Here is a 24,260-nt window from a genome sequence, read left to right on the forward strand (position 1 = left end):
GGCTTGCGGCTCGCCGGCGTTCTCGTTATAAGTCTGGGCACTTTTAGTGACAAGTCGTTGTATGCCGAACATGAGCCAAACCGAACCGCTAGACCAAGATCCCGTGTTCCAGCTGAAGGGCAGCATGCTCGCCATTACCGTGCTGGAACTGGCCCGTAATGACCTTGAAGGCCTCGATCGGCAACTGGCCGCCAAGGTTGCCCAGGCGCCGAACTTCTTCAGCAACGCGCCGTTGGTCCTGGCCCTGGACAAGCTCCCGGCCAACGGCGGCGCCGTCGATCTGCCCGGCCTGATGCGCGTTTGCCGCCAGCATGGCCTGCGTACCCTGGCGATCCGCGCCAGCCGCATCGAAGACATCGCGGCCGCCATCGCGGTCGACCTGCCGGTGCTGCCGCCATCCGGAGCCCGTGAACGGGCGCTGGACCTGAACGAAGGCGTCGTGGCGAAAAAGCCGGAAAAACCCGCGGAACCGAGCATCAAGCCGACGAAAATCATCACTTCGCCAGTACGTGGTGGCCAGCAGATCTATGCCCAGGGCAGCGACCTGGTGGTGATCTCCTCGGTCAGCCCGGGGGCGGAACTTCTCGCCGATGGGAACATCCATGTATACGGCCCGATGCGCGGTCGTGTGCTGGCCGGCGTCAAAGGCGACACCAAGGCACGGATTTTCTGCCAGCAAATGAGCGCTGAACTGATCTCCATCGCCGGTCACTACAAGGTTTCCGAAGATCTGCGCCGCGACCCGTTGTGGGGTTCGGGCGTGCAGGTCAGCCTGTCAGGCGACGTGTTGAACATCATTCGGCTTTAACGGATACTGCCGCATTTTCCAAGCATCTCTAAAACGTAGCGAAAACGGCTCAAACGAAGTAGGAAAACGGCTACAAACAGTGTTTACCGGGGGTAAACGCCATTTGCGGCCCATTCCAGCCAAGGCTGTCCAACTGCTGTAGTTTTTCAAGAGATGTTTTTCAGGGGCTAAAAGTCCTTTTTCCTTAGGGGTGAAACACCTTGGCCAAGATTCTCGTGGTTACATCCGGCAAGGGTGGTGTGGGTAAGACCACCACCAGCGCCGCTATCGGTACCGGCCTCGCTCTGCGCGGTCACAAAACAGTCATCGTCGACTTCGACGTCGGTTTGCGTAACCTCGACCTGATCATGGGTTGCGAGCGCCGCGTGGTGTATGACTTCGTCAACGTGGTCAATGGCGAAGCCAACCTGCAACAGGCCTTGATCAAAGACAAGCGCCTGGAAAACCTCTACGTGCTGGCAGCCAGCCAGACCCGCGACAAAGACGCGCTGACCGTCGAAGGCGTGGAAAAAGTCCTGATGCAACTCAAGGAAGACTTCGAGTTCGTGGTCTGCGACTCCCCGGCGGGCATCGAAAAAGGCGCCCACCTGGCCATGTACTTCGCTGACGAAGCGATCGTCGTGACCAACCCGGAAGTGTCTTCGGTGCGTGACTCCGACCGCATGCTCGGCCTGCTGGCCAGCAAGTCGCGCCGTGCCGAACGCGGCGAAGACCCGATCAAGGAACACCTGCTGATTACCCGTTACCATCCAGAGCGCGTGAGCAAGGGTGAAATGCTCGGCGTCGAAGACGTCAAGGAAATCCTCTCGGTGGCCCTGCTCGGCGTGATCCCTGAATCCCAGGCGGTGCTCAAGGCATCCAACCAGGGCGTTCCGGTGATTCTCGACGACCAGAGCGATGCCGGCCAGGCCTACAGCGACACCGTAGACCGTCTGCTGGGCAAAACCGTGGAACATCGTTTCCTCGATGTACAGAAGAAGGGATTCTTCGAGCGCCTGTTTGGAGGCAATTAAACAATGAACCTTTTTGACTTCTTTCGTGCCAACAAAAAGCAAAGCACCGCGTCGGTAGCGAAAGAGCGTCTACAGATCATCGTGGCGCACGAACGCGGCCAACGCAGTACCCCGGACTACCTGCCGGCCTTGCAGAAGGAACTGGTGGAGGTGATTCGCAAGTACGTCAATATCGGGTCCGATGACGTGCATGTCGCACTGGAAAGCCAGGGCAGCTGCTCGATTCTGGAACTCAATATCACCCTGCCAGATCGCTGAGTCGATCCGGCTGGAGCCACGGCGGTTCAGGCCCATCAGGTATCCTGTTGGGCCTGAACCGCCGTTGGCGTTTGTTACGAGGCTGTTTGATGCCGCTGTCCAATATCCACATCATCCATGAGGACGCCGCTGTCCTGGTGGTCAACAAACCCACCCTGTTGCTCTCGGTGCCCGGTCGGGCCGACGACAACAAGGACTGCCTGATTACCCGCCTGCAGGAAAACGGCTACCCGGAAGCGCGAATCGTCCATCGCCTGGATTGGGAAACGTCCGGCATTATCCTGCTGGCCCGGGATCCCGACACGCATCGTGAACTGTCTCGACAATTTCACGACCGCGAAACAGAAAAGGCCTACACCGCCTTGTGCTGGGGTCAGCCGGAGCTCGACAGTGGCAGCATCGACCTGCCGCTGCGCTACGACCCACCGACCAAGCCACGCCACGTGGTGGACCATGAATTCGGCAAACACGCCCTGACCTTCTGGCGTGTGCTGGAACGCTGTGGCGACTGGTGCCGCGTCGAACTCACACCGATCACCGGACGCTCGCACCAATTGCGCGTGCACATGCTGTCGATCGGTCACCCGCTGCTGGGCGACGGACTCTACGCCCATGAGCAAGCCCTGGCCGCCTGGCCACGACTGTGCCTGCACGCGAGCATGCTCAGCTTCACTCACCCTCAAAGCGGTGAGCGACTGCGCTTCGAGTGCCCTGCGCCTTTTTGACAACCCCAAGCCTCGCCTGAAAACGCCCTTCGATTGAAGGGCGTTTTCATTTGTTGTCACATACCCCGTTATAAAAAGGGGTGAAGCAATGCCGCGAGCCAATACGGTAAACTTGCGTCTCTGTTGCCTGGAGCTACTTATGCGCGAAGCGCTGACCCCCCTGGAAAAAACACCGCACCAGTTGCTCTACCTCATCTATGGCAACCAGGATGTCTACCGGCGCGAAGCCAAGTTCAGCATGCTCACCGCCCTGGCACAGCTCAAACGGGGTGAGTCGCTGTGCATCAGGGTCATGACCGATCGTCCCGAGGATTATGCCGGCTGGCCGGTCGACACCATCGCCCTGGACGAGCAGACCCTGGCCCAATGGCAGGGCGAAAACGGCTATCACCACCGGCGCAAGGCCTGCGCTATCGCCCAAGGGCTGAAGCTTGCACAGAAGACCCTGTTCGTCGACACCGACACGCTGTTCCTCGAATCGCCCCATCGCGTCTTCGAACGGATCGGGCCCGGGCGCTACGTCATGGACCGTTTCGAGTACGACTGGAGCTACGTCTGCGAACGCCCCGACTACGTCAAGCTCGGGCGTTGCCTGCAAGCTCATGGCATCTCCTCCGACAATAGTTTCAAGCTTTACAACAGCGGGCTGTGCGGTGTCACCGACGGCGATACGCCCCTGCTGGAAAAATCGATCCGCCTGATCGATGAATGGACCCAGGGCTCGTTCGACATCCATACCATCGAGCAGATCGCCCTGTCGTTCGCGATGCGCAACCAGCCCGTTCAGGAGGCGAAGAAATTCGTTTATCACTACTTCGCTGAAAAACGCTTCTTCCACGCCATGCAGAAGCATTTTTTCAGCCGTCATGGCGAGCAATTCCGCCCGGAGCTGCCGGCCCTGTGCACAGAAGTCCCGCGCTGCAAACCCGTGCCCTCACCCTGGCAGCGCCTGCGCATCAAGTGGCAACTGCGCAACAAGCACAAGAGCGTGAAAAAGGTCGGTCGCGACCTGCTGTATGGCAGCGCGGCGCCTGATCATCCGTATTACGAAGTGTGCCGCCATGAGTGGTGGGAGTCCGCCTCCCGGGAAATCCTGCGCTGGGAAGAAGACCAACAGCAAAGGTTCTTCGGCACGGAAAAGGGTCGCTGGCCGAAACACCTGCCCCGGCCGACCAAGTCTTCGGACGAACAAACCATCATTGCCTATCTGCGCGAGCGGATGAATCATTGACGGCTTGGCGGGCTCGGCGCTGAAAGCTCTTGTCCAATGCATCGGGCCAATACGTTAAACTGGCGCCATTGCTGTCTGGAGCTACTTATGCGCGAAGAGTTGAACCAAGGCCTGATCGATTTCCTCAAGGCCTCCCCTACCCCGTTCCACGCCACCGCCAGCCTTGTTCAGCGCCTGGAAGCGGCGGGTTTCCAACGCCTGGACGAACGCGAGCCATGGAACACCGAGGCCAATGGTCGCTACTACGTCACCCGCAACGACTCGTCGATCGTCGCGATCAAGATGGGCCGGCACTCGCCGCTGCACGGTGGCATTCGCCTGGTCGGCGCCCACACCGACAGCCCGTGCCTGCGGGTCAAGCCCCAGCCGGAACTGCAACGCCAGGGTTTCTGGCAATTGGGCGTCGAAGTCTATGGCGGCGCCCTGCTGGCCCCCTGGTTCGACCGCGACCTGTCCCTGGCCGGCCGCGTCACCTTCCGTCGTGACGGCAAGGTCGAGAGCCAGTTGATCGACTTCAAGGCGCCGATCGCGATCATCCCCAACCTGGCCATTCACCTCAATCGTGAAGCCAACATGGGTTGGGCGATCAATGCCCAGACCGAGCTGCCACCGGTACTGGCGCAATTCGCCGGTGACGAGCGCGTGGATTTCCGTGCCGTGCTCACCGACCAACTGGCCCGCGAACACGGCCTGAACGCCGACGTCGTGCTGGATTACGAACTGAGCTTCTACGACACCCAAAGCGCGGCCGTCATCGGCCTGCATGGTGATTTCATTGCCGGTGCGCGCCTGGACAACCTGCTGTCCTGTTATGCCGGCCTGCAAGCACTGCTGACCACCGACACCGACGAAACCAGCGTGCTGGTCTGCAATGACCATGAAGAAGTCGGCTCGTGCTCGGCCTGTGGCGCCGACGGCCCGATGCTGGAGCAGACGTTGCGCCGCCTGCTGCCCGAAGGCGACGAATTCGTGCGCACCATCCAGAAATCCCTGCTGGTCTCGGCCGACAACGCCCACGGCGTGCACCCCAACTACGCCGACAAGCACGATGCCAATCACGGCCCGAAACTCAACGCCGGCCCCGTGATCAAGGTCAACAGCAACCAGCGCTACGCCACCAACAGCGAAACCGCCGGGTTCTTCCGTCACCTGTGCATGGCCGAAGAAGTGCCGGTACAGAGCTTCGTGGTGCGCAGTGACATGGGTTGCGGCTCGACCATCGGCCCGATCACCGCCAGCCACCTGGGCGTGCGTACCGTGGACATCGGCCTGCCGACCTTCGCCATGCATTCGATCCGCGAACTGTGCGGCAGCCATGACCTGGCGCATCTGGTCAAGGTGCTGAGCGCGTTCTACGCCTGCCGCGAATTGCCGTAGGTTCCTGTAGGAGCTGCCGCAGGCTCGGGCCGCGTTCGGACGATCTTTTGACTTTAAAAATCAAAAGATCGTCCGAACGCGGCCCGAGCCTGCGCCAGCTCCTACACGGGTCGCAGGAAATCCACCTAGACTTTAACTATCCCTTTTGACAAGGCAGTCGCCATGATCACGATGTCCTCGTTCCACGGCATGCTCATCCCTATTCTCATCGGGATGATCATGCTGGCAGTCGGTTTCAACTTTCGCGACAAGAACGCGGGCGTGCTCGCCATGTGGCTCGGCATGCTGCTGATCCTCGCCACGGTGATCTTCAAGATCCTCGCCAAACTCAACGAATAAATCCCCACCCCGGCTCGCATTGGTCCAGACGGGCTCGTACACTCGGTCGATCTGCCCATTTCGAGGTTGACCGCCTAGTGTTCGCTCGTCTACTTTTCCTTATCTGCCTGATGACGCTGATGCCGTCAGCGCCTGCCCAGGCCGTCGGGCTGCCGAGCCTGCTTGGCAGCCCGGCAAAAACCCAACCCGAGGCGCAGGAACCCCTCGGGCAATCCCTGGATGAAGTCATCAAGTCGCTGGAGAACGATCAGCAGCGCAGCAAGCTGCTGGCGGATCTGAAGAAGCTGCGCGACGCCACAAAAAAAGCCCAGCCGGTCGCCGAGGAAGGCGTACTGGGCCTGATTGGTGGAACCCTGGCCAGCTTCGAAAAGCAGTTTTCCGGCGTCGACAGCCCGCTCAATCGCTGGTCCAGCGAGTTCGACCTGGCCAAGGATGAATTGGCCGCGCTGATACTGCCGGCCAACGAGTGGCTGCCGATCATCTTCGCCTTTGCCATGATCCTGATGGTCTGGAGCCTGCTGGCGGCGGCGCTGATCTGGGTCAGTCATCGAGTGCGCATGCGCTTTGGCCTGACCGAAGAACTGCCGCAACACCCCAGGGCCCTGGACATGCTGCGTTTCGCCCTGCGCAAGCTGGGGCCGTGGCTAATCGCGCTGGTCATCACCGTCTACATGAGCTACGCCCTGCCCTCCTCACTCGGTAAAAGCCTGGCCATGGTGCTGGCGTATGCGCTAGTGGTCGGCACCTGTTTCTCGGCGATCTGCGTGATTGCCTTTTCCCTGCTCGACGGCCCGCACCGTCACCGCGCCCTGTACATCCTGCGGCACCAGGCCTTCCGGCCGCTGTGGCTGATCGGCAGTTTCGCCGCTTTCGGTGAAGCCCTGAACGACCCGCGCCTGGTGGAAAGCCTTGGCGTGCACCTGGCACATACCGCGGCGACGGTAGCCAATGTATTGGCCGCGTTGTCCACGGGGTTGTTCATCCTGCGGTTCCGCCGCCCGATTGCCCATTTGATCCGCAACCAGCCGCTGTCCCGGCGCCTGACCCGCCGTGCCCTCAGCGACACCATCGATATTCTCGGCACCTTCTGGTATGTACCGGCACTGGTGCTGGTGGGTATTTCCCTGTTCGCCACCTTCGTTTCGGCCGGCGACACCAGCACCGCCCTGCGCCAGTCGCTGATCTGCACCGTGTTGCTGGTGTTGTGCATGGTTATCAACGGCCTGGTACGCCGTCACGCCCTCAAACCGCAACGCGGGGCCAAGCGTCACGCCCTGTATTCGGAACGCCTGAAAAACTTCTTCTATACCCTGGCCCATCTGCTGGTCTGGCTGGCATTCATCGAGCTGGGCCTGCGGGTCTGGGGCATGTCGCTGATCAGCTTCACCGAAGGCGAAGGCCATGAGGTCAGCGTCAAACTGTTCAGCCTGGTCGGCACGCTGATATTTGCCTGGCTTATCTGGATTCTCAGCGACACCGCCGTGCATCACGCCCTCACGCGCTCGCGCAAAGGCCTGGCCAACGCCCGCGCACAGACCATGATGCCGCTGATCCGCAACGTGCTGTTCGTGGCGATTTTCATCGTTGCATTGATTGTCGCCCTGGCGAACATGGGCATGAACGTCACGCCACTGCTGGCCGGTGCCGGTGTGATCGGCCTGGCCATCGGTTTTGGCGCGCAATCGCTGGTGGCCGACCTGATCACCGGGCTGTTCATCATCATCGAAGACTCCCTGGCCATCGACGACTACGTGGACGTCGGCGGCCACCTGGGTACCGTCGAGGGCCTGACCATTCGTACCGTGCGCCTGCGGGACATCGACGGCATCGTCCACACCATTCCGTTCAGCGAAATCAAGAGCATCAAGAACTACTCCCGGGAATTCGGCTACGCGATCTTCCGGGTCGCGGTGCCTGCCAACATGGACATCGACAACGCGATCAAGCTGATGCGCGACGTCGGCCAGAAAATGCGTACCGACCCGCTGCAGCGGCGCAATATCTGGTCGCCCCTGGAATTTCAGGGTGTGGAAAGTTTCGAGTCCGGCAATGCGATCCTGCGGGCCCGGTTCAAGACCGCCCCGATCAAGCAGTGGGAAGTTTCACGGGCATTCAACCTGTCGCTCAAGCGACATCTGGATGAAGCCGGGCTGGACCTGGCCACACCGCGCATGAGCATCCATGTGGTGACGGCGGGCGGCGGTGAAGAAAAGGGTTAAACAGTTAAACGCAGGCCAAAAAAATCCCCGAACCAGTCGGGGATTTTTTATGTTCGATCAATCAGCCCGAGGGCGGATCAATCTTCGCGGTAGCGACGCAGCTTCAACTGCTTACCGGCAACGCGAGTGTCCTTCAGCTTGGTCAGCAACTTCTCCAGACCATCCTCCGGCAGCTCGACGAGGCTGAAGCTGTCACGCACCTGGATGCGACCGATGGCTTCACGGGCCAGACCACCTTCGTTGAGGATGGCGCCCAGCAGGTTCTTGGCAGCGATACCATCACGCGCACCCAGCGCGGTACGGCAACGAGCACGGCCTTCGCCCAGTGGCATCGGTGCGCGACGCTCGCGGTCACCACGCTCTGGACGATCACCGGAACGCTCTGGACGATCGCCACGCGGTGCGTTGTTCGGCACCAGTGGACGTTCTTTCTCGATAGCGGCCAGGTTCAGCGCTTGACCGTTGGTAGCCTTGCGCAGCAGGGCTGCGGCCAGGGCACGCGGGCTGCAACCGATGTCGGCGGTCAGGCGATCGAGCAGATCACCGTGGGTCGATTCGGCTTCAGCCACCAGCGGCGACAGGCTGTTGGTCAGCTTCTTGATGCGCGCATCCAGAACGGCTTGAGCGTCCGGCAGGCGAACTTCAGCAACCTTCTGACCGGTTACACGCTCGATCACTTGCAGCATGCGGCGCTCACGTGGAGTCACCAGCAGCAGCGCACGACCTTCGCGACCAGCACGGCCGGTACGGCCGATACGGTGAACGTAGGATTCCGGATCGTACGGCATGTCAACGTTGAACACGTGAGTGATGCGCGGAACGTCCAGGCCACGAGCAGCAACGTCGGTCGCCACAACGATGTCCAGACGGCCATCCTTGAGGGAGTCGATCACGCGCTCACGCTGGTTCTGGGCAATGTCACCGTTCAGCGCAGCGGCTTTGTAGCCTTTGGCTTCCAGGGCACTGGCCAGGTCCAGGGTCGCTTGCTTGGTGCGCACGAACATGATCAGGGCGTCGAAGTCTTCCACTTCCAGCAAGCTGAGAACGGCAGAAGTCTTCTGGTCAGCGTGAACCAGCAGGTGAGCCTGCTCGATCGCGGTAACGGTCTGGGTCTTGCTCTGGATCTTCACGTGCTTCGGATCGCGCAGGTGGCGCTCAGCGATGGCACGGATCGATTGCGGCAAGGTGGCCGAGAACAATACGGTCTGACGGGTTTCCGGCATGGCCTTGAAGATGACTTCCAGGTCGTCCATGAAGCCCAGCTTGAGCATTTCGTCGGCTTCGTCGAGAACCAGGTGGTTCACGGTCGCCAGTACTTTTTCGTCGCGACGCAGGTGGTCGCACAGACGGCCCGGAGTGGCGACAACGATCTGTGCGCCATTACGGATTGCTTTCAATTGTGGGCCCATCGGCGCGCCGCCGTAGACAGCCACAACAGTTACGCCCGGCATTTGCTTGGCGTAGGTTTCGAAAGCGGTTGCAACTTGTAGCGCCAACTCACGAGTTGGGGCCAGGATCAGAGCTTGCGGCTCGCGCTTGGACGGATCAATGCGGTGCAGGATAGGCAGGGCAAAGGCAGCGGTTTTACCGGTACCGGTTTGCGCCTGGCCAATCATATCGTGACCGGCGAGAATGATCGGGATCGACTGCTGCTGAATGGCCGAAGGCTCTTCATAGCCGGTAGCGACTACTGCAGCGACAATATTAGGGTGAAGTTCAAGAGCGGCGAAGCCGCCGATTTCCTGGGTCATGGGTCTGCCTCTAAGTGCATCCGCAAAGACCCATGCTCCAAAGCTGCGCATGCCGTGTTGAGACTCAAGAGTCGCCCTGGCAGCTTTGTCGGCGGGGATTTGCGAAAACGAATGAATGAAAAAGAATCGTTCAGGAAGAGTTCGCTGGGCGAACGTGCAACCGAATATGACTTCGGGGAATTGCGCCACCTAAACGCGGCCCGGCTAAAGGCCGGCGCGCACTATACCGGAATTTGCCGAAAAAGGGAGCTTTTTTTATCGCAAAACTCCCATATTCGGCGTTCTGTCACAGGCTTTGCGGATAATCGCGCCAGCGTCTACTTTTCAAAGGCCCTGCCCTGCGGGCGATGACGCTAAAACGGTTCACCCACCCGCCACAAACCCCGGGTCTGCGCGCCCATCTCCCGCTCGAGGAAATGCCGCATGAAAGAGCTCAATACCAGCCGCGTGAGCCGTGAAAAGCGCGGTCATGTCCTGATGATCGGACTGGACCGGGTCGCCAAGCGCAACGCCTTCGATCTCGACTTGCTCAACGAGCTGAGCCTGGCCTACGGCGCGTTCGAAGCCGACAGCGAAGCACGGGTGGCCGTGGTCTTCGGTCATGGCGAACATTTTACCGCCGGCCTGGACCTGGTCAGTGCCAGCGCGGCGCTGACCGAAGGCTGGCAAGCCCCGCCCGGCGGCTGCGACCCGTGGGGAGTTTTCGCCGGGCCCAGGGTCAACAAACCGGTGATCGTCGCCGCCCAGGGCTACTGCCTGACCATCGGCATCGAGTTGATGCTGGCCGCCGATATCAACCTGTGTGCCAGCAACACCCGTTTCGCGCAGATGGAAGTGCAGCGCGGCATCTTCCCCTTCGGCGGTGCCACGTTGCGCCTGCATCAGGTGGCTGGCTGGGGCAACGCCATGCGCTGGATGCTCACGGGCGACGAGTTCGATGCCCATGATGCCCTGCATCTGGGGTTGGTGCAGGAAGTCATGGCCAGCGAGGATTTGCTGCCGCGGGCAATTGAACTGGCCGAGCGCATTGCCCGGCAGGCGCCGCTGGGGGTCCAGGCAACGTTGCTGTCTGCCCGGCAGGCCCGCTACGAGGGCGAGACCGCCGCGGCGCGAGGGCTGCCGACGCTGGTGAAGAAGTTGCTGACCAGCGAGGATGCGCAGGAAGGTGTGCGGTCGCTGGTTGAGCGGCGCCCCGGCATTTTCAAAGGTTGCTGAAAATCCGTGTAGGAGCTGCCGCAGGCTGCGATCTTTTGATCTTTAAAATCAAAAGATCGCAGCCTGCGGCAGCTCCTACAGGTGATCTTCATGTCGCCGGGCGAATCGCCTTGATCAACGACTGCAACGAATACCCCAACCGCGGCGCCAGCGCTTCGGCCCGGGCGGTCAGGGCCTGCATGTCCAGCACCTGGTCCAGCTCCGATGGCACGATCAGGATCACGTTGCCCTCCTTTACCGGTAGCTCCCAGTAATGTCGGTGATAAAGCCCGCGCAGCAACGCAGCGCCCAGTGGCTTGCCGTCGTCGGTGGCCCATTGGTTGATCACCAGCCAGCCTCCCGGATTCAGGCGTTTCTGGCAGTTTTCCAGGAACGACCAGGCCAGGTGCCCGACACCCGGACCGACGTCGGTATACAGGTCGACGAAAATCAGGTCCGCCGGTTCAGCGGTGTCGAGCAGCTCCAGGGCATCGCCCACGCGGATATACAGGCGCGGATCATCGTCCAGCCCCAGGTATTCGATCGCCAGGCGCGGCACATCCGGGCGCAGCTCGATGGCTTCGACATCTTCCAACGGCAGGAACTTGAGGCAGGCCTGGGTCAGCGTACCGGCACCAAGCCCCAGGAACAGCGCGCTTTCCGGCTGTTCATGGCACAGCGCGCCAATCAGCATCGCCCGGGTATAGTCGTACTCGAGCCAGCTCGGATCAGCGGTGAACACGCAACTTTGCTCGATGGCATCACCGAATTCGAGAAAACGGTAATCGGCCACTTCCAGCACGCGGATCACGCCAAATTCGTCCTGCACCTCGGCGAGCAGATGCTCGACGCGCTCCTCAGTCATTTCGTCTCCTGATCGTCACCGGGCCTTCTTGGGCAAACAGCAACGCGATAAACCGCAGCGGAAGCGGCAAAGGCGCGATTGTCGGCGAAGCGACGGGAACAGGTCACGCACTAATTGCTGATAACATGGACGTCCGAGCGGAAAACACTAGAGATCATGATGAGCCAACCCTGGAGCCCTGACAGCTGGCGCGCCCTGCCGATCCAGCAACAACCCCAATACCCCGACGCGGCGCATCTGCAGCACGTCGAGCAGACCCTGGCCAGCTACCCGCCGCTGGTGTTTGCCGGGGAAGCCCGGGAGTTGCGCCGTCAGTTTGCCGAAGTGACCCAGGGGCGCGCGTTCTTGCTGCAGGGCGGCGACTGCGCCGAAAGTTTCGCCGAGTTTTCCGCCGCGAAGATCCGCGACACCTTCAAGGTGCTGCTGCAAATGGCCATTGTCATGACGTTCGCGGCCGGTTGCCCGGTGGTCAAGGTTGGACGCATGGCCGGACAGTTCGCCAAGCCTCGTTCGGCCAATGACGAGACCATCGACGGCGTGACACTGCCGGCCTACCGTGGCGATATCGTCAACGGCATCGGTTTCGATGAAAAGAGCCGCGTGCCGGACCCGGAACGCCTGCTGCAGTCCTACCACCAGTCCACCGCCACCCTGAACCTGCTGCGCGCTTTCGCCCAGGGCGGGTTTGCCGACCTGCACCAGGTACACAAGTGGAACCTCGATTTCATTGCCAACTCGGCCCTGGCGGAAAAGTACAGCCACCTGGCCGACCGCATCGATGAAACCCTGGCGTTCATGCGCGCCTGTGGCATGGACAGCTCGCCGCAACTGCGCGAAACCAGTTTCTTTACCGCCCACGAAGCGCTGCTGCTCAATTATGAGGAAGCCTTCGTTCGTCGCGACAGCCTGACCAACGATTATTACGACTGTTCGGCGCACATGCTGTGGATCGGCGACCGCACCCGCCAGCTCGATGGCGCGCATGTCGAATTCCTGCGCGGAGTGAACAATCCGATCGGGGTCAAGGTCGGCCCGAGCATGAACCCCGAAGACCTGATCCGCCTGATCGACGCGCTCAACCCCGACAACGATCCGGGTCGCCTGAACCTGATCGCACGGATGGGCGCGAACAAGGTCGGCGATCATTTGCCACAGCTGATCCGCGCCGTGCAGCGTGAAGGCCGACAGGTGCTGTGGAGTTCCGACCCGATGCACGGCAACACCATCAAGGCCAGCAGCGGCTACAAGACCCGCGACTTCGCGCAGATCCTTGGCGAAGTGAAGCAGTTCTTCCAGGTCCACGAAGCCGAAGGCAGTTACGCCGGCGGCATCCACATCGAGATGACCGGGCAGAACGTCACCGAGTGCATTGGTGGTGCGCGGCCGATCACCGAGGACGGCTTGTCGGATCGCTACCACACCCATTGCGACCCGCGGATGAATGCCGATCAGTCGCTGGAGTTGGCGTTTTTGATTGCTGAAACTTTGAAGCAAGTTCGGCGGTAGTTTTTGATCCAGCAGGCTGGCTCCCACATGGGTTTTGTGTACGACACAGGTCCAATGTGGGAGCCAGCCTGCTGGCGATTGGGCCAGATCATTCATCCCCCTATCTGTGCCAATGCCACCCGCAACCTGTACGCGCTCGCCCTAGGGCAATTCAACTGCACCCGCTCCAGCCCCAGCCAATCCGCCATCCGTCGCAGACTCACAGCCAACGCCAACATCCCCTCGTCATCCAGCCCCATCTCCTCCTCATGCACGGCATGCACCGCCAACCGCCCGGCAACCCGCTCGGCACGCAGGTCGATCCGCGCGGCAATCCGCTCATTGTGAAGAAACGGCAGCACGTAATAGCCATAGACCCGCTTGTCCGGCGGCGTGTAGATCTCCAGCCGGTAGCGAAAATCGAACAGGCGCTCGGTACGGCTGCGCTCCCAGATCAGCGAATCAAAAGGTGACAGCAACGCGCTGGCCTCGACCTTGCGCGGCACCTTGGGCCCGGGCAGGCAATAGGCCGGTTGCTTCCAGCCCTGGACTTCGCAGATGAGCAACTCGCGCGCCTCGACCAACTCCGCCAGACGCGGACGACTGTCGGCAGGATTCAGACGGAAGTAGTCGCGCAAGTCCTTCTCGGTACCCACGCCCAAGGCTGTCGCGGCATGCAGCAGCAAACCGCGCTGGGCCTCGGCTTCATTGATCAGCGGCTGTGCCAGAACCTGCGAAGGAATGACCCGCTCCGGCAGGTCATAAAGCCGTTCGAAGCCACGCCTGCCAGCCACTGTCACCTCGCCGGCGGCGAACAGCCATTCCAGCGCATGCTTTTCCGCGCTCCAGTCCCACCAGGGCCCTGCCCGTTCCTGGCGGGTCGACAGGCTGCCGGCACCCAACGCACCGCGCTCTTCAACGCAGGCCAGCACCCGGCGCACCGTGTCCTGCTGTTCGCGGCCGAAACGCGCCAGTTGTTGATAAATGTCTTCGCCACGGCTGGCCCGCCCCATGCGCCAGCGCATCAGCGGGTACAGCGACAAGGGCAGCAGGGACGCTTCATGCCCCCAGTACTCGAACAAGGTACGGTGTCGCCCCTGGCTCCAGGCCGCCCGGTCGAGCAAGTCGGCTGAATAATGCCCAAGCCGGGAAAACAGCGGCAGGTAGTGCGAGCGCACCAGTGCATTGACCGAGTCGATCTGCAAAATGCCCAGGCGCTCGATCAAGCGGTTGATCGCGGCAGGCTTGACCGACGCTGGCGACTGGCGCCCGGCAAAACCCTGGGCGGCCAGCGCCAGGCGTCTGGCTTGTTTCAAGGAAAAAGACAGGGAAGCAGGCATCTGAAGGCTCATCGGCAAGGCTCTCCCCACCTTAGCGGCAGGCGGGAAAAACGCCAATGGCCACGTCTCATCGCTTGAGTGGATCATCCCAGAACGGTCGAGTCGACTCCCGGCGGACATCGGCTCGACTCAAGCCAATATCGCGCAGGCAGTCATCGCTCAATTGCGCCAGCTCGCTGCGATCCCTGCTCAGTTGGCGCCAGCGCTGCAGTCGTGTGATCGCTGCCCAGACTGGTTCTCGAAGTCTGTGGAGTGCAGTTCGCACGCCATGCCTCGCGTGTATTCCTTCAATGCTTCGTCGTTCCATGACACCACTCCTCGATGTTGGGGAGAGGATCTTCGGCCAGTGTAAAAACAGGCTCCAGCAAAGCTCTATGACCATCTGTTTCGGGCTCGCGACAACCCCGTCAGCCCGGGCCTTTGCCGGGATGACGGGGTAGTGTCGGGACATTTCATGGGGTGTCGAGCCTACTTTCCATTGCCCATCGGGTCTTGCCAGAAGTGCAGTTCTGCTTCGTGAGCGACGTCGGCACGACTCAAGCCGATGTCCTTCAACGCTTCATCACTCATGCTCGCCAGCATTTCGCGCTCACGGTGCAGCTCGTACCAGCGGCCGACCTTGTGCAACAGATCGGAAATCAGGTGAACCGAATGTTTTTCAGCGCCATGGATTTCATGTTGACCTTTCATCTTGTTGCCCTCCGTTTGGATGGCTCAAGTCTCTGCCCGGGACTAAGATCAATCCAACGAATGTTTCTGATGGTAACCATCTCGGAGATTGATGCATGTCGGCCTACCCGAGTATCGATACCGAAGTGCTGCGCACCTTTGTCGCCATCGCCGACCAGGGTGGTTTCACCCGCGCCGGTGAATTGGTCCATCGCACCCAGTCAGCTGTCAGCATGCAGATGAAGCGGCTGGAAGAAGATGTGCTGCAGCGCCAGTTGTTCCAGCGCGACGGACGCCAGGTGCGGCTCACAGCCGAAGGCCAGGTGTTGCTGGGTTATGCGCGGCGAATCCTCAAGCTGCACAGCGAGGTGTTCAACACCCTGCGTGAGCCACACATGGTCGGCACGGTGCGCATCGGTACCCCGGACGACTACGTGATGCGTTTTCTGCCAGGGATATTGCGCCAGTTTGCCCAGTCCTACCCGCTGGTGCAGATCGAAGTGCACTGTGAATCATCAAAACAACTGCTGATGCGCCAGGACCTGGACTTGTCCATCGTCACTCGCGAGCCGGGCAGCGAAATCGGCCAGTTGTTGCGCAAGGAACGTTTTGTCTGGGCTGAGGCGCAGTGCTACAGCGCCCACGAACAGACGCCCTTGCCCCTGGCGATGTTCAACAGTGATTGCTTCTGCCGGATGTGGGCCTGCAACGCCCTCGATGCCCAAGGGCGCGATTATCGCGTGGCGTATAACAGCGACAGCCTGTCGGCCATCATGGCGGTGGTCAGCGCCGGCCTGGCGGTCACCGCGCAACTGGAAAGCCTGATCACCGCGGACATGCGCATCCTCGGTGAAGCCGAGGATCTGCCGGTGCTGCCCGAGGCCAGCATCATGCTGGTGCGCAACCTGCATAATCCGTCACCGATCACCGAGTGCCTGGCCGAGCACATCGTCGAAGGCTTCAAGCTTTAAAAACAAGCATGACCGCACATAACAGCAGAAAGCCGCAAAACAAGGCGCGCAGCAGGCGCTCCGGCAGGCTGTGGGCGATCTTCACGCCCCAACTGATGCTCATCAACCCACCGATCGCCAGTGGCACACCAATCATCCAGTTCACCTGGTGATGCACCCCATAGGTAACCAGGGTGACGCCGGTGCTCGGTAGCGCCAGTGCCAGGGACAGGCCCTGGGCAACCACCTGGGTGGTGCCGAACACACTGGTCAACACCGGTGTTGCCACCACGGCCCCGCCCACGCCAAACAACCCGCCCATGGTGCCGGATGCCGCACCGAGTACGCCCAGCCATGGCCATGAATGGTTCATCTGCGCCGAAGGCGGCGTGCTGGCCATGAACATCCGCGCGAGGTTGTAGGCGCAAAGTGCGACCAGGAATGCGACAAATCCGATACGCATGGTTTGCGCATCGACCCCTACTGCCCAGATCGATCCGAGCCAGGCGAAGCAGAACCCCATCGAAGCCAGCGGCAGCGCGTAGCGCAACTCGATCTTGTTGCGTTGATGGTAGCGCCACAGTGCCAGCATCACGTTCGGCACCACCATCACCAACGCCGTCCCCTGGGCAATCTGCTGATCGAGACCGCACAACACGCCCAGCAACGGAATCGCGATCAATCCCCCGCCAATGCCAAACAGGCCGCCGAGGGTTCCCAGGGCCGCGCCGAATACCAGATACAACACAAATTCAATCACAGCGCATTTCTCCACACGTCAGGCAATTCATCCTACGCAAGTGGTTCTAGCGTGGAAACGCACAGCAACGCACAATGGCTATGCCAAACTCGCACAAGCATCGAGCCAAACATGAATCCCAATCAACTGACCGAACAACTGGGTCTGTTTCTGGATGTGCTGGAAACCGGCAGCTTTTCCGCAGCGTCCCGCCGTCATCCCCTGACGCCCTCGGCAGTGGCGCGGCGCATCGACAGCCTGGAAAGCGCCGTCGGCAGCCAGTTGTTCATTCGCAGTACCCACGCGGTGCGCGCGACGCCGGCGGGGCTGGCGTTTGCCGAACGGGCACGGCGGATAGTCGCCGAACTGCGCCTGGCCCGGGCCGAAGCGGTGTCCCTGAGCAGTGCTCCGGAAGGCCTGATTCGTATCGACGCACCGGCTGCGTTCGGGCGGCGACATCTGGCACCGGTGATTGCCGATTTCCTGCTGCTTTATCCCGGCCTCGACGTGCAATTGCAGCTGATCGACAGTTTTGTCGACATGCAGGGCTTGAACCTGGGCAAGGTCGACCTGGTGTTGCGCGCCGGGCAATTGGCCGATACGCGGTTGGTGGCCACGCCGCTGGCGAGCATGGTGCGTGTCGCCTGCGCCAGCCCCGACTACTTGCAGCGCCGCGGCGTGCCGAAAGATCCGGCCCAGCTGGTCGAACATGACGGCCTCGACTGGGCCGGCCTGGCCCCGCCCTTCGCCTGGCGCTTCGAACGGGATGGCCAGATGCAACTGCATCGGCCGTCGCGCGTGCGCATGAGCGCCAACAATGCCGAAGCGCTGATCTACAGCGCACTGGCCGGCCTGGGCATCGCCCACCTGCCGACCTGGCTCGTCAGCGAATACCTGTTGCGTGGCGAACTGCTGCCGTTATTCTGCGAAAACGGCCTGCCGAAACCGGAAAGCTCCGGGATCTACGCCTTGCGCCTGCAGCAGCAGCCTAACTCCCGCAGTCGCCTGTTGCTGGAGTATCTGAAAACCCGCTTCAGCCCCATTCCGCCCTGGGACCTGGCGTTGCAAACCAACCTGGGCCGGCATTAGTAGAAAATTGCTGGCGCGTTAAAGATTTGACCGCTAGTTTTATCAGGATCACTGATCAAGGCTTCCAAATGACCACCAAGCGCGACACCCCGGATAACTGCGACGACCTGCTGCTGGACAATCAGGCCTGCTTCGCCCTGCATTCCACTTCGCTGATGCTGACCAAGGTCTACAAACCCTTGCTGCAGGCGTTGGGCCTGACTTATCCGCAATACCTGGCGATGATGGTGCTGTGGGAACAGGACGGCTTGACCGTAGGTGAAATCAGCGCGCGCCTGTTGACCGATCCCGGCTCGCTGACCCCGCTGCTCAAGCGCCTGGAGGCCGAAGGCGTGCTCAGCCGCACCCGCAGCCGTGAGGACGAGCGCGTGGTGATCGTCGAACTCACCGAACAGGGCCGCGCCTTGCGCGACAAGGCCCGGGGCATTCCCCAGTGCATCCTCGGCGCCAGTGGGATGACCCTGGAGCGACTGCAAAAGCTTCAAGCGGAACTGCAGGAACTGCGTCGTCACCTGCAAGAAAACCTCTGACTTTCAAACCACCGAACGTCCCTGTGGGAGCGGGCTTGCTCGCGAAGGGGCGTGTCAGGCGACATTGATGTTGCCTGACACGCCCCCTTCGCGAGCCAGCCCGCTCCCACAGTTTGTTTTGCGCTTGTGCTGGAAAATCAGCTGATCTGCATTTTTTTCAAAATTTATCTTGCGCACTAAACATTAGCGCGATACATTTATTTCGCACTTACTTAGCGCGCAAACATTTAGCGCAATCAACCAAACCCGAACGAGGCTTTCACCATGCAAACTCTCTACACCGCAATCGCAACCTCCACCGGTGGCCGTGACGGTCGTGCGATCTCCAGCGACAACATTCTCGACGTCAAGCTCGCCACCCCGAAAGAACTCGGCGGTGCTGGCGGCGCGGCGACCAACCCGGAGCAACTGTTCGCCGCCGGCTACTCCGCCTGCTTCATCGGCGCACTGAAATTCGTCGCCAGCCAGACCAAACGCAAGATCCCCGACGACGCCTCGATCACCGCCCACGTCGGCATCGGCCAGATCCCTGGCGGTTTCGGCCTGGACATCGACCTGCACATCAGCCTGCCAGGGCTTGAACAAGCCGACGCACAAACCCTGGTCGAGGCGGCCCACCAGGTCTGCCCGTACTCCAACGCCACCCGCGGCAACGTCGAAGTACGTCTGCACGTCACCGTCTAACCGCTGATCACCCAGGCCCGAACAGGAAACGAACATGAACGCTTTCAGCAAAGTCTTGACCGGTACCCTTCTCGCCCTGTCCGTGCACAGTGCATTCGCCGGCGACGTTGAACGCAACACCCAGGCATTCCTCGATGTGCTGAATGCAGGTACCGGCAAGCCGCTTGAACAACTCAGCCCGAAAGACGCCCGCGCCGTGCTGACGGGCGCACAGGCCGGGGTGAAACTGACGCTGCCAAAAGCCGATGTCAGCCAGAAGACCATTCAAGTCGACGGCCAACCGCTGAAACTGACCATCGTCAGGCCGGCCGGGGTCAAGGGTGAGCTGCCCGTGTTCATGTTCTTCCACGGCGGTGGCTGGGTGCTGGGGGATTTCCCGACCCACAAGCGGCTGGTGCGTGATCTGGTGACGGGTTCGGGGGCCGCGGCCGTGTTCGTGAACTACACGCCATCTCCGGAAGCCCATTACCCGGTGGCGATCAACCAGGCTTACGCCGCGACGAAATGGGTGTCCGAGCACGGCAAGGAGATCAACGTCGATGGCAAGCGCCTGGCAGTAGCCGGCAACAGTGTCGGCGGCAACATGGCGGCGGTGGTTGCGCTGATGGCCAAGGACAAGGGCACTCCGGCAATCAAGTTCCAGGTGTTGCTGTGGCCGGTCACGGATGCCAACTTCGAAACCGCTTCCTACAACCAGTATGCCGAAGGGCACTTCCTCACCAAAAATGCGATGAAGTGGTTCTGGGATAACTACACCACCGACGCCAACCAGCGTAACGAAATCTACGCCTCACCTCTGCGCGCAACCACTGCCCAGTTGAAAGGGTTGCCGCCAGCATTGGTGCAGACCGCCGGTGCCGACGTGTTGCGCGACGAAGGTGAAGCCTACGCCCGCAAACTCGACGAGGCTGGCGTGGCGGTGACATCGGTTCGCTACAACGGCATGATCCACGACTACGGTTTGCTCAACGTGGTGAGCCAGGTGCCGGCGGTGCGATCGGCGATGTTGCAGGCCTCTGAAGAGCTCAAGCAACATCTGAAATAACACGCTTTACTGTAGGAGCCCGGCTTGCCGGCGAAAGCGATCTCGAATACGCCTTCGCCGGCAAGCCGGCTCCTACAAACAGGCACAAAAAAGCCCGACTCAATGGTCGGGCTTTTTCATTCCTCAAGCAGTGCTTATTTGGCACGGCCTTTGTAGGAACCGCCTTCGCGGGTATCGATCTCGATCATGTCGCCGATTTCGATGAAGTCAGCAACCGACAGCTCGGTACCGTTCTTCAGTTTGGCAGGCTTCATCACCTTGCCGGAAGTGTCGCCGCGAGCGGAACCTTCGGTGTAGTCAACCTGACGCACGATGGTGGTCGGCAGCTCTACGGAAACCAGACGATCTTCGAAGAACACGGCTTCGCAAACATCGGTCATGCCTTCTTCAACGAAAGGCAGAACGGCTTCGATGTCTTCAGCGTTCAGTTCGTACATGGTGTAGTCGGTGGTGTCCATGAACGTGTAGCTGTCGCCGCTGATGAAGGACAGGGTCGCTTCTTTGCGGTCAAGGATCACGTCGTCCAGCTTGTCGTCGGCGCTGTAGACGGTCTCGGTCTTGTAACCGGTCAGCAGGTTTTTCAGCTTGGTCTTCATGATCGCGCTGTTACGGCCCGACTTGGTGAATTCAGCTTTCTGAACCAGCCAAGGATCGTTGTCGATACGGATCACGGTACCGGGTTTGAGTTCTTTACCAGTTTTCATTGCGAATATCCGAATTTGGATGGGATTTACAAAAATCTAGGCCGCGTATCATATCCAATTTACATAAAACTGTACCAGCGCCGCGGCAAGATCGGTCTGCAAGGCCTGTTCCAGACACCAGGTCTCGGCGTGTTTTTGCAGCTGTGGCCAGTGTTTGCGGGTCGATTGCCAGTGGTCGGTCATTGTCTCACCGGCATTCCAGGCCCGCCAGAGACCGCTGATCGCCTCGCCGGCCGCAGGCGGCAGGTCCTTGACGTATAGCGCGAGGAAGGCTTCGAGCTTGTCCAGATGAACATCTTCCTCCTGCTGATAGATGTGCCACAGCATTGGCCGCCCTGCCCATTGCGCGCGGACAAAGGAATCTTCGCCGCGTACGGCGTTGAAATCACAGCACCAGAGCAACGGGTCGTACTGGTCCTGTCGGACGAACGGCAGTACCTGCACGGTCAAGGCATCGCGCACATGCAGCGACCCGACCTGCAGGTCCTGCACATTCAGCCAGCGCTCGACATCCCCCAGGATCCGCCCTTGCGGCACCAGCAGATGAGTGGGCGTCGAATCGCTGGCCAATGTGTCCAGCCAACTGGCCAAGCCGGCATTTTCATAGGCAAACAGCGAAATCAGTAGCGCACCCGGTGAGCGGTCGACCCCCAGGTCTTGCAGGAAGGCCCGCTGAGCCTCGGCACTCTGCTGAAACTGTCGACGCCGTTCGAGCAATCCGCTTTCACGCAGCAGGCCACCCGTATCTTTGTGGAACCCCGGGAAGAAAAAGTGCTTCTGTACGTGTTTGTATTTGACCGACGGCAAGCCGTGGCAGCCGATCACCCAGTCCTCGGCGCTCAAGTAGTCGAGGTTCATCCACAGCGGTGTTTTTTCCCGCTGGGCCATGGCGTCCATGTAGGCGCCGGGCAACTGGCAAGCAAACGCGGCGATCACCACATCGGCCGCCTCGACCGGTTGCCAGTCCGCCGACCATTGGCACACTTCGACACCTTCCTGCCATTGTTGGCCTGCGTGAATGTCGATTTCCGGGCACAAGCGTTCGAAGGCACGCAGGTCGTCGACCCACAAACGCACCGCCAGCCCATGTTCGGCCACCAGTTGCCGCGACAGCCGCCAGGTCACGCCGATGTCGCCATAGTTGTCGACCACGGTGCAAAAAATATCCCAGCGGGTTTTCATATCAGGCATTCCAGGCTCCCGTTGGCAAAGGCAGCGATTGTCCGCATAAATCAGCCCGTGCAGAAGAGCCGACGACGATTTATCTTCGTGCGACAATCGTCACACGCCCGCGACCCTCGCCAGGAGGCAACCATGCCCTACCGCCCTACTCCGCGCCGATCCTTTTCGATTCAACTCAATGCCCTGCAACTGACCGGCAGTATCGCCCTTGGCATGTGGCTAGGCTTTATCGCCATTGTGTTGACCGTCTGGCTGGTGTCCCGGCTGTTTTTCAGCGAACAACTGGCACCGGTCGCAGCCGCGGTGGAGCAACTGGCCAAACCGCCGGTGGTGACTCGACCGGTGCCGGATATCCCGGCACAGAGCCCATTGTTCGAGCAGTATGAAGAAAACCTGCGCAGGAACGAGCAGGCGCAACGACTCGACCAGGCACGCGCCAGCAACCGCAACCTGGCGAACCCCAAATGCCAGTTCTGGTTGCAACAGGACCAGACGGCACCCAGCGAAAAAAGCCGCGCCAACGTCCTGCAATTCTGCGATTGATCATGAATAAGCATACCGTGCACCAACTGATTCTCGACAAGCTGCGAGTCGATCTCGACATTGCCGAGCGCGCCGCGCAAACCGCCTACGAAACCGCGACCCACGAAGAAAACATCGCCGAAAACAAGTACGACACCCTGGGCCTGGAAGCGTCTTACCTGGCCGCCGGGCAGGCCAGGCGGGTCGAAGAGATTCGCCTGTCACTGGCGCTTTGCCAGAACCTGGCACTGCGTCCCTATGACGATAAACGGGGTATCGAGATCGGTGCCCTGCTCGGCCTGGAAGACGACAAGGGCCGCGAGCAGTGGCTGTTCCTGGCGCCAGATGCGGCGGGGCTGAAGGTTGACCTGGTGGGGCAACTGATTACCGTCATCACCCCGCGCTCGCCGCTGGGCAAAAGCCTGCTGGGCAAGTTCGAAGGCGACGAGGTGGAGATTCTGGTGGCGGGCGCTCGGCAACAGTTCGCTGTCACCGAGGTGGTTTGACCGGCTGTCCTGCCGGTGCAGCAGGACGGGCTATCAGTGAACAGGCAGTTCGACGCCGTCGAACAGCTCTTCCAGCTCCTGCTTGTTGTGGCACTGGATGGCCTTGGCCATGACTTCGCGGGTCAGGTGCGGAGCGAACTTCTCGATGAAGTCGCACATGAAGCCCCGCAGGAAGGTGCCGCGACGGAAACCGATCTTGGTCACGCTGGACTCGAACAATTCGCTGGCATCGAGTACCACCAGGTCGCTGTCGAGTTTGGTATCGACGGCCATTTTCGCCACGATGCCCACACCCAGGCCCAGGCGCACGTAGGTCTTGATCACGTCGGCGTCAGCGGCGGTGAACACCACCTTGGGCGTCAGGCCGCGGTGGCTGAAGGCTTCGTCGAGCTTGGAACGGCCGGTGAAACCGAACACGTAGGTGACGATCGGGTATTCGGCCAGGGCCTCGAGGGTCAGTTTCGACAGCTTGGTCAGCGGGTGTCCCTGGGGTACGACCACACAGCGGTTCCAGCGATAGCAAGGCATCATCACCAGGTCGCCGAACAGCTCGAGGGCTTCGGTGGCAATGGCGAAATCCACGGTGCCATCAGCGGCCATCTCGGCGATCTGCATGGGCGAGCCCTGATGCATGTGCAGGGCGACATCCGGGTACTGCTTGATGAAGTTGCTGATCACCGGCGGCAAGGCGTAGCGCGCCTGGGTGTGGGTGGTGGCGATCGACAGGGTGCCTTTCTTCTCGTTGGAGAATTCCTGGGCGATCTGCTTGATGCTTTCGACCTTGCGCAGGATTTCGCCAGCGGTGGTGATGATGCGCTCACCGGCCGGAGTGACGCGGGTCAGGTGCTTGCCGCTGCGGGCGAACACTTCGACACCCAGTTCGTCTTCCAGCAAGCGGATCTGTTTACTGATGCCCGGCTGAGAGGTGTAGAGACTTTGGGCTGTAGCGGAAACGTTGAGGTCGTGGTGCGCCACTTCCCAGATGTAGCGCAGTTGTTGGAGCTTCATATGAATCCCTCAAAGCAGGTAGACGCC

The 24,260-nt window shown here is 60.8% G+C and carries 27 protein-coding genes; 18 read left to right on the top strand and 9 right to left on the bottom strand.

The window, feature by feature from the left end; all coding sequences use genetic code 11:
- The first annotated feature begins 70 nt into the window (after positions 1–70).
- From minC to NPS56_RS15330, 8 genes are all read left to right on the top strand, one after another.
- Positions 71–808 (top strand): septum site-determining protein MinC, encoded by a 738-nt coding sequence (minC, locus tag NPS56_RS15295; RefSeq protein WP_274075369.1) that lies wholly within the window; start codon positions 71–73, stop codon positions 806–808.
- A 200-nt stretch (positions 809–1,008) separates the two neighbouring features.
- Positions 1,009–1,821 carry a septum site-determining protein MinD gene (gene minD, locus NPS56_RS15300; RefSeq protein ID WP_008056976.1) on the top strand — a complete coding sequence of 271 codons (813 nt, stop codon included), beginning with the start codon at positions 1,009–1,011 and terminating at the stop codon, positions 1,819–1,821.
- Positions 1,822–1,824: 3 nt separating this feature from the next.
- Complete coding sequence (gene minE, locus NPS56_RS15305; protein ID WP_007974947.1) at positions 1,825–2,079, top strand: cell division topological specificity factor MinE; 255 nt, start codon at positions 1,825–1,827, stop codon at positions 2,077–2,079.
- Positions 2,080–2,168: 89 nt separating this feature from the next.
- Positions 2,169–2,804 (top strand): RluA family pseudouridine synthase, encoded by a 636-nt coding sequence (locus NPS56_RS15310; protein ID WP_020800410.1) that lies wholly within the window; start codon positions 2,169–2,171, stop codon positions 2,802–2,804.
- Between the two features lie 139 nt (positions 2,805–2,943).
- Positions 2,944–4,035, top strand: coding sequence for a hypothetical protein (locus NPS56_RS15315; protein ID WP_274075370.1), 1,092 nt, complete (start codon positions 2,944–2,946; stop codon positions 4,033–4,035).
- 87 nt (positions 4,036–4,122) lie between these two features.
- A complete protein-coding gene (locus tag NPS56_RS15320) occupies positions 4,123–5,412 on the top strand; it encodes a M18 family aminopeptidase (RefSeq protein ID WP_274075371.1) in 1,290 nt (429 codons plus the stop codon).
- A gap of 162 nt (positions 5,413–5,574) precedes the next feature.
- Positions 5,575–5,751 carry a hypothetical protein gene (locus NPS56_RS15325; RefSeq protein WP_274075372.1) on the top strand — a complete coding sequence of 59 codons (177 nt, stop codon included), beginning with the start codon at positions 5,575–5,577 and terminating at the stop codon, positions 5,749–5,751.
- Between the two features lie 110 nt (positions 5,752–5,861).
- Positions 5,862–7,970 (top strand): mechanosensitive ion channel family protein, encoded by a 2,109-nt coding sequence (locus tag NPS56_RS15330; RefSeq protein WP_274075519.1) that lies wholly within the window; start codon positions 5,862–5,864, stop codon positions 7,968–7,970.
- A 77-nt stretch (positions 7,971–8,047) separates the two neighbouring features.
- Here NPS56_RS15330 and NPS56_RS15335 read toward each other — a convergent pair whose 3' ends face one another.
- Positions 8,048–9,721, bottom strand: a complete 1,674-nt coding sequence (locus NPS56_RS15335) for a DEAD/DEAH box helicase (protein ID WP_007973525.1) — start codon at positions 9,719–9,721, stop codon at positions 8,048–8,050.
- A gap of 111 nt (positions 9,722–9,832) precedes the next feature.
- Between NPS56_RS15335 and NPS56_RS15340 the strand changes: the two genes are divergently transcribed.
- Positions 9,833–10,072, top strand: coding sequence for a hypothetical protein (locus NPS56_RS15340; protein WP_274075373.1), 240 nt, complete (start codon positions 9,833–9,835; stop codon positions 10,070–10,072).
- A 72-nt stretch (positions 10,073–10,144) separates the two neighbouring features.
- A complete protein-coding gene (locus tag NPS56_RS15345; RefSeq protein ID WP_274075374.1) occupies positions 10,145–10,936 on the top strand; it encodes a crotonase/enoyl-CoA hydratase family protein in 792 nt (263 codons plus the stop codon).
- Positions 10,937–11,024: 88 nt separating this feature from the next.
- Here NPS56_RS15345 and NPS56_RS15350 read toward each other — a convergent pair whose 3' ends face one another.
- Positions 11,025–11,780 carry a spermidine synthase gene (locus NPS56_RS15350; RefSeq protein ID WP_274075375.1) on the bottom strand — a complete coding sequence of 252 codons (756 nt, stop codon included), beginning with the start codon at positions 11,778–11,780 and terminating at the stop codon, positions 11,025–11,027.
- Positions 11,781–11,939: 159 nt separating this feature from the next.
- On the opposite strand from NPS56_RS15350, the gene NPS56_RS15355 reads away from it, so the two are divergent.
- Entirely contained in the window at positions 11,940–13,286 is a 1,347-nt protein-coding gene (locus NPS56_RS15355) for a class II 3-deoxy-7-phosphoheptulonate synthase (RefSeq protein ID WP_274075376.1), read from the top strand.
- A 92-nt stretch (positions 13,287–13,378) separates the two neighbouring features.
- Here NPS56_RS15355 and NPS56_RS15360 read toward each other — a convergent pair whose 3' ends face one another.
- The 3 genes from NPS56_RS15360 to NPS56_RS15370 all read right to left on the bottom strand — a co-directional run bounded on the left by NPS56_RS15360 (position 13,379) and on the right by NPS56_RS15370 (position 15,295).
- Positions 13,379–14,605 carry a winged helix-turn-helix domain-containing protein gene (locus NPS56_RS15360; protein ID WP_274075377.1) on the bottom strand — a complete coding sequence of 409 codons (1,227 nt, stop codon included), beginning with the start codon at positions 14,603–14,605 and terminating at the stop codon, positions 13,379–13,381.
- Between the two features lie 67 nt (positions 14,606–14,672).
- A complete protein-coding gene (locus tag NPS56_RS15365) occupies positions 14,673–14,912 on the bottom strand; it encodes a DUF1127 domain-containing protein (RefSeq protein WP_274075378.1) in 240 nt (79 codons plus the stop codon).
- Between the two features lie 161 nt (positions 14,913–15,073).
- On the bottom strand, positions 15,074–15,295 hold the full coding sequence (locus tag NPS56_RS15370; protein ID WP_274075379.1) for a DUF1127 domain-containing protein: 222 nt from the start codon (positions 15,293–15,295) through the stop codon (positions 15,074–15,076).
- A gap of 95 nt (positions 15,296–15,390) precedes the next feature.
- Between NPS56_RS15370 and NPS56_RS15375 the strand changes: the two genes are divergently transcribed.
- Positions 15,391–16,245, top strand: coding sequence for a LysR substrate-binding domain-containing protein (locus NPS56_RS15375; protein WP_274075380.1), 855 nt, complete (start codon positions 15,391–15,393; stop codon positions 16,243–16,245).
- Here NPS56_RS15375 and NPS56_RS15380 read toward each other — a convergent pair.
- Complete coding sequence (locus NPS56_RS15380) at positions 16,235–16,969, bottom strand: sulfite exporter TauE/SafE family protein (protein WP_274075520.1); 735 nt, start codon at positions 16,967–16,969, stop codon at positions 16,235–16,237. The two genes, NPS56_RS15375 and NPS56_RS15380, sit on opposite strands and share 11 nt — an antisense overlap.
- 126 nt (positions 16,970–17,095) lie before the next feature.
- Between NPS56_RS15380 and NPS56_RS15385 the strand changes: the two genes are divergently transcribed.
- The 4 genes from NPS56_RS15385 to NPS56_RS15400 all read left to right on the top strand — a co-directional run bounded on the left by NPS56_RS15385 (position 17,096) and on the right by NPS56_RS15400 (position 20,311).
- The gene (locus tag NPS56_RS15385) at positions 17,096–18,052 is read left to right on the top strand and encodes a LysR family transcriptional regulator (RefSeq protein WP_274075381.1); all 957 of its coding nucleotides are present in this window, start codon (positions 17,096–17,098) and stop codon (positions 18,050–18,052) included.
- A 68-nt stretch (positions 18,053–18,120) separates the two neighbouring features.
- Positions 18,121–18,582: a MarR family winged helix-turn-helix transcriptional regulator gene (locus NPS56_RS15390; protein ID WP_274075382.1), complete on the top strand. Its 462-nt coding sequence runs from the start codon at positions 18,121–18,123 to the stop codon at positions 18,580–18,582.
- Between the two features lie 264 nt (positions 18,583–18,846).
- Positions 18,847–19,266 (top strand): organic hydroperoxide resistance protein, encoded by a 420-nt coding sequence (locus NPS56_RS15395; RefSeq protein ID WP_110749149.1) that lies wholly within the window; start codon positions 18,847–18,849, stop codon positions 19,264–19,266.
- 34 nt (positions 19,267–19,300) lie between these two features.
- Positions 19,301–20,311: an alpha/beta hydrolase gene (locus tag NPS56_RS15400; protein ID WP_274075383.1), complete on the top strand. Its 1,011-nt coding sequence runs from the start codon at positions 19,301–19,303 to the stop codon at positions 20,309–20,311.
- A gap of 134 nt (positions 20,312–20,445) precedes the next feature.
- Here the strand turns inward: NPS56_RS15400 and NPS56_RS15405 are convergent, their stop codons facing one another.
- Complete coding sequence (locus tag NPS56_RS15405; protein WP_017125860.1) at positions 20,446–21,015, bottom strand: elongation factor P; 570 nt, start codon at positions 21,013–21,015, stop codon at positions 20,446–20,448.
- A 48-nt stretch (positions 21,016–21,063) separates the two neighbouring features.
- On the bottom strand, positions 21,064–22,206 hold the full coding sequence (gene earP, locus NPS56_RS15410) for an elongation factor P maturation arginine rhamnosyltransferase EarP (RefSeq protein ID WP_274075384.1): 1,143 nt from the start codon (positions 22,204–22,206) through the stop codon (positions 21,064–21,066).
- 123 nt (positions 22,207–22,329) lie between these two features.
- Between earP and NPS56_RS15415 the strand changes: the two genes are divergently transcribed.
- On the top strand, positions 22,330–22,740 hold the full coding sequence (locus NPS56_RS15415; protein WP_274075385.1) for a hypothetical protein: 411 nt from the start codon (positions 22,330–22,332) through the stop codon (positions 22,738–22,740).
- 2 nt (positions 22,741–22,742) lie between these two features.
- Positions 22,743–23,225: a GreA/GreB family elongation factor gene (locus NPS56_RS15420; RefSeq protein WP_274075386.1), complete on the top strand. Its 483-nt coding sequence runs from the start codon at positions 22,743–22,745 to the stop codon at positions 23,223–23,225.
- Positions 23,226–23,258: 33 nt separating this feature from the next.
- Here the strand turns inward: NPS56_RS15420 and cysB are convergent, their stop codons facing one another.
- Positions 23,259–24,233, bottom strand: a complete 975-nt coding sequence (cysB, locus tag NPS56_RS15425; RefSeq protein ID WP_008049066.1) for an HTH-type transcriptional regulator CysB — start codon at positions 24,231–24,233, stop codon at positions 23,259–23,261.
- Positions 24,234–24,260 lie beyond the last annotated feature (27 nt).

The sequence above is a fragment of the Pseudomonas putida genome (assembly GCF_028682635.1).
Lineage (GTDB): Bacteria > Pseudomonadota > Gammaproteobacteria > Pseudomonadales > Pseudomonadaceae > Aquipseudomonas > Aquipseudomonas putida_AE.